The organism is Stenotrophomonas sp. STEN030, assembly GCF_056759995.1.
The window spans coordinates 1-3,471 of sequence record NZ_JBRREB010000111.1 but is presented as its reverse complement, the minus strand read 5'-3'; the positions used below and the strand labels follow the sequence as shown (position 1 = coordinate 3,471).

Sequence of the window (3,471 nt, the reverse complement as noted above, 5' to 3'; positions counted from 1 at the left end):
GAGCTAAGAGCTAAGAGCCGAGAGCCGAGAGCCAAAAGCCAAAAGCCAAGAGCCAAGAGCCAAGCGCCAAGAGCCAAGAGCCAAGAGCCAAGAGCCAAGAGCTAGAGCCAGAGCGATTCCCGCGTGCGCGAGAATGACGGCACAGCTTCAACAGAAACAACAAGAACAGCAGCAACAACAAGAAGAACAAGAGCAACAGCAACAGCATCGGTTAGATGGCCAATGCTTTGGCTGTAAAAACTTCAGCAAATTCCTTCTGGACTACGGAAAGCGTGGGGCCATCTCACAACGCAAATGGCCCGGTGAAAAAGCAGGGGGCCTCCAATGCACTTCCAACCAGAACCAATCAGAACTTGTAGTTCACACCCACCTGGTAAGTGCGGCCCCATTCCACGGTTTCCAGCGGACGGTCCTTGGTGCCGGCATAGGTTTCGTACTTGGAGTTGGTCAGGTTGCTGGCCTGCAGGAACAGGCTCAGACCATTGAACATCGTGCCGTCGCCGAAGCTGTAGCCAAGTTGCGCGTCCAACACGTTCTCACCCTTTACGTAACGCAGGGTGCGGGCACCGTTGAAGTTGCCGATTTCACCGATGAAGTCCGAACGCTTGCGCTGATTCAAACGCACTTCAAAACCGCTGTTTTCGTAATAGGCAGTGAAGTTGTAAACGCGCTTGGACAGGCCCGGCAGCATGATCGGCTCGCTGCCCACACTGGAGGTGTTGGCCGGATCCGGCTTGATCATGATGTCGCTGTCATTGAAGCTGGCGCTGGCAACCACACCGAAGCCACGCAGGGCGTCGGAGAACAGATCCAGCGGCAACGAGGCGGTCAATTCGGCACCGCGCAGGCTGCCACCGGTGCCGTTGAACGGTGCGGTGTAGTAACCGATCGACTGTGCAGGTACCTGCAGCTGGGCTGCATTGGTGCCAACCTTCAGCCACTCTGCCACCTGGTTGGTGAAGTCGTAACCGTCACGCTTTTCGGTGTAGATGTAGCTCTTCAGGTCCTTATAGAACACCGCGGCGGCCACATAGGCCTTGTTGCCGAAGTACTTTTCCCAGGACAGGTCGACTGCGTTGGCTACCCACGGATCCAGGGTCGGGTTGCCGCCGCTGGAGCCTGGCTTGCCGTTGTTGGTGTCCATGCCGAATTCCATCGAGGCACGCAGCTCGTCGACGCGCGGACGCGCGACCTGGCGGGCCATGGCGAAACGCACGGTGTTCTCGGCCGGCAGCTCGAAGGCCAGGTTCAAGCTGGGCAGGAAGTCCAGGAACTTCTTGCCGGCGTTGATCGGAATCACCTGGCTGCCAACCGGCTGCGAGCCATCCCAGTAGTTGGAGTGCGAGGACTGGTCAACGTGCTGGGCCTGGATGCCAACATTACCGCGCACCGGGATCGAGCCGATCTGGGTGCTGATGTTGGCGCGCAGGAAGGTAGTGGTGATCTTCTCGTCCACCGTCCACTGCTTGGGAATCAGATAGCTCTCGGTGGTGGTCGGGTTGAACGTCATGTAGCGGCCAACTGCAGCAGGCACGTTCCAGGCCGGGATGTAGCCGGCGCCGGCAAAGCCGAGGTTGACCGGCTTGTACTGCAGGTCGGCGGCGATGCTGGTGATGCCTTGTGCGCCGAGGTTGATGTTGCCTTCGGCCTGGGTCTTGTTCTTGCTGCGGTCGGCGTAGTTCATGCCGACGTCGAAGTCGGAGAACCAGGTGAAGCCTTCCGGTACCGGGAACGTGGCAGCCAGCTTGAAGCCCTTCAGCTCATCATCCACATGCGGGGTCTTGCCGTAGCCCGAGCCGTAGATAGTGTTGGTCAGGTAGAGCTTGCTGAAGTCCGAATAGTCCCGGCTCGGGGTGAACTGCGGGAAGTTGCCGCCCGCGAAATTCAGCTTCACCGAATCCAGCATCGGTGCCGGCAGCAACTGCAGGTTGTTTTCCAGATTCAGCTCGTCGCGCTCGGCCTTGGACCAGCTGACGTCGGCAACCACGCGCACATCACCGAAGGTGAATTCGTTGTTCCAGCCGATCGCCTTGATCGTGTCTTCGCGGTTGTTGTACATCCCGCGCACCAACGGATAGACGTTGTGCGCCACGCCGCTGACGAAGCTGCCATTGCCGTTGACCACCACGTCGGTGACGTTCAAACGGTCGTAGTTGCCATTGTAATCGCCCAGATGGATTTCCATCTGGTTGGCGGTGTCGTGTTCCTTGGCCTTGGTGTAGAACGTGTCCAGCGTGCTGGTCCAGCTGTTGTTCGGCCGGAACTGCAGGGTCGCCATCACGCCGTCACGCTTGGCATTGCCCGTACGGCGCAGCGCCTTGATACCGTCGGAATAGAAGGTGCCGGCAGCTACTCCCGGGCGCCAGTTGTCGCCGATGGCCTGCCACGGCTCGTACAGGCCGACCTGGTTTTCCTGCTTGGACATCTCCGAGTGGGAGATGCCGATGGCCAGGCCGATGGTGTTGTCGGCGAACTTGTCGACATAGCTGAAGTTGAGGCGGTTGCCGTACGGGTCTTCGCCGGCGGCTTCGCCCAGCGAGTTCTTCTGGTAGCGGCCGCTGACGGCGATGACGCGCTCGTTGTAGCTGAGCGGGCGCACGGTCTGCAGGTCCAGGGTACCGGACAGGCCCTGGCCAACCAGGCCGGCGTCCGGGGTCTTGTACACGGTGACGCCGCTGATCAGTTCGGACGGGTACTGGTCGAACTCCACCGAGCGGTTGTCGCCGGTGCTGACCATTTCGCGGCCATTGAGCAGGGTGGTGGCGAAGTCGGGCGACAGGCCGCGCACGCTGATGGCCTGGGCACGGCCGGCGACGCGCTGGGCGGCCAGGCCGGGCAGGCGGGCAATGGATTCGGCGATGCTGACGTCCGGCAGCTTGCCGATGTCTTCGGCCGAGATGGCCTCCACGATCGAGGTCGAGTCACGCTTGACCGAGATCGCGCTCTCGATGCCGCGGCGGATGCCGGTGACGGTGACGGTGTCCAGATCGACAGCTTCAGCCTTGGCCTTCGCTTTGGCTTCGTCGTCCACGGTCTGCGCGTGCACGCCGGTGGCAGTCAATGTGATGGCTGAGGCCAGTGCAACGCTCAGCAGATTGCGCTTGGTGTTCAACATACTCCCCTCTCCCAGGTGATGTCGTTTGGTTGTTTTGTTGTGCTCCCCCGTATTTTTTTGTGTGGGGGATGCATCGCTGCTTTTGCTGCTTGCGACTGACTCGCATGGTAATCAGCGGGCAAGCCCGTGGCGCTGGGCTGCATACGTATTCAATGGGGCTTTGCGGCGGAAGATAGGGCTGAAAACGCTTTCTGCGGCGGTTCTGCCTTCACGCCGTCATTCCCGCTCAGGCGGGAATCGCTCTGGCTATGGCGTTGGTTGTGGTTCTGGTTCTATGCCGTCATTCCCGCGCAGGCGGGAATCGCTCTTGTTTTTGAGGTTCGCGTGGAAGTGAAGAGCCAAGAGCGAGAGCCAAG

Annotated in this window: 2 protein-coding genes; one reads left to right on the top strand and one right to left on the bottom strand. The window is 60.3% G+C overall.

The genetic code is table 11. From position 1 onward, the window contains the following. Positions 1–346 precede the first annotated feature (346 nt). Complete coding sequence (locus tag ACVOLR_RS19955; RefSeq protein WP_481537973.1) at positions 347–3,115, bottom strand: TonB-dependent receptor; 2,769 nt, start codon at positions 3,113–3,115, stop codon at positions 347–349. Positions 3,116–3,241: 126 nt separating this feature from the next. On the opposite strand from ACVOLR_RS19955, the gene ACVOLR_RS19950 reads away from it, so the two are divergent. Next, on the top strand, positions 3,242–3,471 hold a 230-nt coding region (locus ACVOLR_RS19950; protein WP_481537972.1), incomplete at its 3' end, for a hypothetical protein.

Coding starts and splice junctions, on each gene's coding strand:
- ACVOLR_RS19955 (WP_481537973.1), bottom strand. CDS start 3,115: ATGTTGAACACCAAGCGCAATCTGCTGAGCGTTGCACTGGCCTCAGCC.